Genomic DNA, 3,463 nt, shown 5'->3' with positions numbered 1-3,463 from the left:
CCGACCACCCCTGCGGCCGGGCGGAGTTGCGGCAGTGGTGCTGTCGCGCCATGGAGAGACCGTACGGATTTCCTGCGCGGGGGTAGGCCCCCGCCTCCTCTTGCTATACCTTCCGTCTAACAGCTTGCTAGACGTGACGTCTAACAAGCGAGGGCGGCGTTCGGCGGCCATCCGTCTCATCGAGTGGGCACGGGATGAGGCACCGGCCGGGCGGCGTCGGGTCGATCTCTCTCGATTCAAGGAGCCGCAGCATGGCAAGCAGCACTGTTCGGCCGGAGGACCGGAACCAGGAGTGGCCAGCCGGGCAGGACGTCGCCCGGCGTCTGCTCGACTCGGCCGCGAAGCTGTCGTACGACCCGGCCACCGAGGTGGACTGGAACACTCCCCTGAACAGGGACCACCACGGCGCCAGCCCCGAGTGGAGCACGCTCTACGGGACCGCGTACTGGCAGGAGTTGACCGAAGCCCAGCGCAAGGCGCTGACCCGCCAGGAGGCCGCGTCCGTCGCCAGCACGGGCATCTGGTTCGAGATGATCCTGCAGCAGATGGTGCTGCGCGACATGTACGCCAAGGACCCGACCGATCCTCGGTTCCAGTGGGCGCTCACGGAGGTCGCCGACGAGTGCCGGCACTCCATCATGTTCGCCCGGGGCGCCGCGAAACTCGGCGCCCCGGCCTACCGGCCGCACCGTGCGGTGGTCGAACTGGGCAGGGCCTTCAAGACCCTTGCCTTCGGCGAGGCCGCGTACGCCGCGATCCTCGTCGCCGAGGAGGTGCTCGACGTGATGCAGCGCGACTGGATGCGGGACGAGCGGGTCGCGCCGTTCGTCCGCACCATCAACAACATCCATGTGGTGGAGGAGTCACGGCACATGAAGTTCGCCCGTGACGAGACCCGCAGGCACCTGCGGGACGCGGGTCCGGTACGCCGGCACATCAACTCCCTCGTGGTCGCGATCGCCTCGTACTACATCGTCACCAGCATGGTGAACCGGGACGTCTACGCGAACGCCGGGCTGGACGGCGAGCGTGCCCGCGCCGAGGCCGGGGCCAACGAGCACCACAAGTCCCTCATGCGGTCCAGCTGTTCGGGCCTGATGGAGTTCCTCGCCTCAGCGCGGCTCCTCACCAAGCCGGCCCTGTTCTTCTACAAGCGTGCCTCACTGATCTGACCCGAGCCCACCGACGCGAGCTGACGAGATGACCTACGCCATCACCCAGACCTGCTGCAGCGACGCCACCTGTGTCGCCGTGTGCCCCGTCAACTGCATTCACCCGACGCCCGGGGAACGGGCCTTCGGCAGCACCGAGATGCTCTACGTCGACCCGGCGACCTGTATCGACTGCGGCGCCTGCGCGGATGCCTGCCCGGTCGACGCGGTCTTCCCGGTCGACAGCCTCTTCGGGGCACAGAGGGAGTACGCCGCGATCAACGCCGCCTACTTCGAGGGCCGGGAGCCGGAGCCGGTCGCCGGACCGAACTTCCACGCCTGGGACGAGCCCTCGTTCCCGCGCAGCCTGCCGTCCGGCTTCGCGCCGATCCGGGTGGCGGTCGTCGGCACCGGACCCGCCGGGATGTACGCCGCCGAGGACCTGCTGCTGCACACCAACGCCGAGGTGACACTGATCGACCGGCTGCCGGTGGCCGGCGGCCTCGTGCGGTACGGCGTCGCACCCGACCACCCCGCCACGAAGAAGGCCGGCGAGACGTTCGCACGCTTCCACTCGCACCCTCGGGTGCGGATGGCCCTGGGCGTCGAGGTGGGCAGGGACCTCACCGCGCAGGAGCTCGCCGCACACCATGACGCGGTGATCTACGCGGTCGGCGCCCGCGCCGACCGGCGGCTCGGCGTACCGGGCGAGGACCTGCCGGCCAGCATCTCGGCCACCTCGTTCGTGTCCTGGTACAACGCGCACCCCGAAACCCCGCCGGAGACCGTCGCCCTGACCGCGGAGCGGGTGGTCGTCACGGGGAACGGCAACGTCGCTCTCGACGTCGCACGCATCCTCGTCACGGATCCGGCCGCGCTGGCGGACACGGACATCGCCGATCACGCGCTGACGGCCCTGCGGGACTCGAAGGTGCGCGAGGTCGTGCTGCTGGGACGGCGCGGACCCGGGCACTTGGCCTGCACCGCCTCCGAACTGCTCGCCCTCACACACCTGCCGGGCGTGGGCCTGGTCGTCGACGACCACGACCCGAGGACCGGTACGACGATCGACGGTGCGGCACCGGGCGAGAAGGCCGCGCTGCTGCGGGACACACCCCGGGAGGCGGTCGACTGGTCGCTGCCTCCGGCCGCGGGACGGCGCATCGTCTTCCGCTTCCACTCGGCCCCGGTGGAAGTGCTCGGCCACGACCACGTCGAAGCCGTGCGGGTGACGGCCGGCGAGGGCGAGCAGGAGATACCGGCGGGTCTGTTCCTGCGGGCGATCGGATACCGCGGTCTGCCGGTGCCGGGGCTGCCCTTCGACGAGTCGACCGGAACCGTCCCGCACGAGGGCGGCCGGGTGACGGGCCTGCCGGCGACGTACGTCGTCGGCTGGATCAAGCGTGGCCCGTCGGGCGGCATCGGGGCCAACCGCACCTGCGCCGCCGAGACCGTCGGCACTCTCCTGGACGACGCCGTCGTGGGCGTGCTGCCCTCCCCCGCGCCCACGGCCAAGGCATTCCACCGCCTCGTCCGGAGCCGCGGCCGCGACGTCGTCGATGCCCGGGGGCTGGCGGCCATCGACCGGGCCGAACTGGCCGGGGGCCGCGAGCAGGGTCGCCCGCGGGTCAAACTCGCCACGGTACCCGCGCTGGTCGCGGCGTCGAAGGGCGGCCGCTGGAGATCGCGAAGCTGACCGAGCCGGCCGACGGCGGGTCCCGCCGGATCAGGATTCGCCGGGATCCGAGACCTGCCCCTTGGCCCGCTTGCCGACGACGGCAGCGGCCGCCACCGCACCGCCCGCGAAGGCCAGAGCCACCGTCCAGGGCTGGTTGAACGCGTGGCAGGTGGCGTGGTCGACGGAGTAGCGGCCGGGGCCGGTCAGTCCGATCGCGGCAGCGGTGAAGCCGAGGAAGGCCGGATACTCGTAGCCGCCGCCCTGTGCGAAGAATCCGGCGGGCGCGTGGACGGCCACGGCTCCGGCCATGGCGCCGGCCGCCGCCGCGCCGGCCGCCGGCGTGGCGAGGCCCAGGGCCAGCAGCAGGCCACCGCCGGCCTCGCCGAGCCCGGCCGGCGTAACAACGTGACCCGCCGGAACGCGGCGGCGCGGAGAGTGGACACGTAGCGCACCGCACCCCAGGCCCTTCGTTCGTAGCGGGCCCCGAAACCTTCCGGAGACCCCATGGGCATCGTGAACCGTCGTGACCTCGGCCTGCTTCTCCTGCGCGTCGGCACCGGCGCGGTGCTGGCCGCGCACGGCACTCAGAAACTGGCCGGCTGGTTCGGCGGCGGTGGCCTGCTGCTGGCCCTGG

3 protein-coding genes are annotated in these 3,463 nt (G+C 71.8%); 2 read left to right on the top strand and 1 reads right to left on the bottom strand.

Annotated elements, in window-relative coordinates:
- Positions 1-251 precede the first annotated feature (251 nt).
- Positions 252-1,172, top strand: coding sequence for an AurF N-oxygenase family protein (locus J1C73_RS19880; RefSeq protein ID WP_207317594.1), 921 nt, complete (start codon positions 252-254; stop codon positions 1,170-1,172).
- 28 nt (positions 1,173-1,200) lie between these two features.
- On the top strand, positions 1,201-2,847 hold the full coding sequence (locus J1C73_RS19875; RefSeq protein ID WP_207317593.1) for an FAD-dependent oxidoreductase: 1,647 nt from the start codon (positions 1,201-1,203) through the stop codon (positions 2,845-2,847).
- A gap of 30 nt (positions 2,848-2,877) precedes the next feature.
- Here the strand turns inward: J1C73_RS19875 and J1C73_RS36070 are convergent, their stop codons facing one another.
- Positions 2,878-3,408, bottom strand: a complete 531-nt coding sequence (locus J1C73_RS36070; RefSeq protein WP_372446714.1) for a DoxX family protein — start codon at positions 3,406-3,408, stop codon at positions 2,878-2,880.
- Positions 3,409-3,463: the final 55 nt, after the last annotated feature.

It is taken from the genome of Streptomyces laculatispora (genome assembly GCF_017353455.1).
Taxonomy (GTDB): Bacteria; Actinomycetota; Actinomycetes; order Streptomycetales; family Streptomycetaceae; genus Streptomyces; species Streptomyces laculatispora.
This window is presented reverse-complemented; position numbering and strand designations above follow the sequence as displayed.

Excerpts from the sequence above, each read along its gene's own strand:
- J1C73_RS19880 (WP_207317594.1), top strand. The coding sequence starts at position 252 with ATGGCAAGCAGCACTGTTCGGCCGGAGGACCGGAACCAGGAGTGGCCA.
- J1C73_RS19875 (WP_207317593.1), top strand. The coding sequence starts at position 1,201 with ATGACCTACGCCATCACCCAGACCTGCTGCAGCGACGCCACCTGTGTC.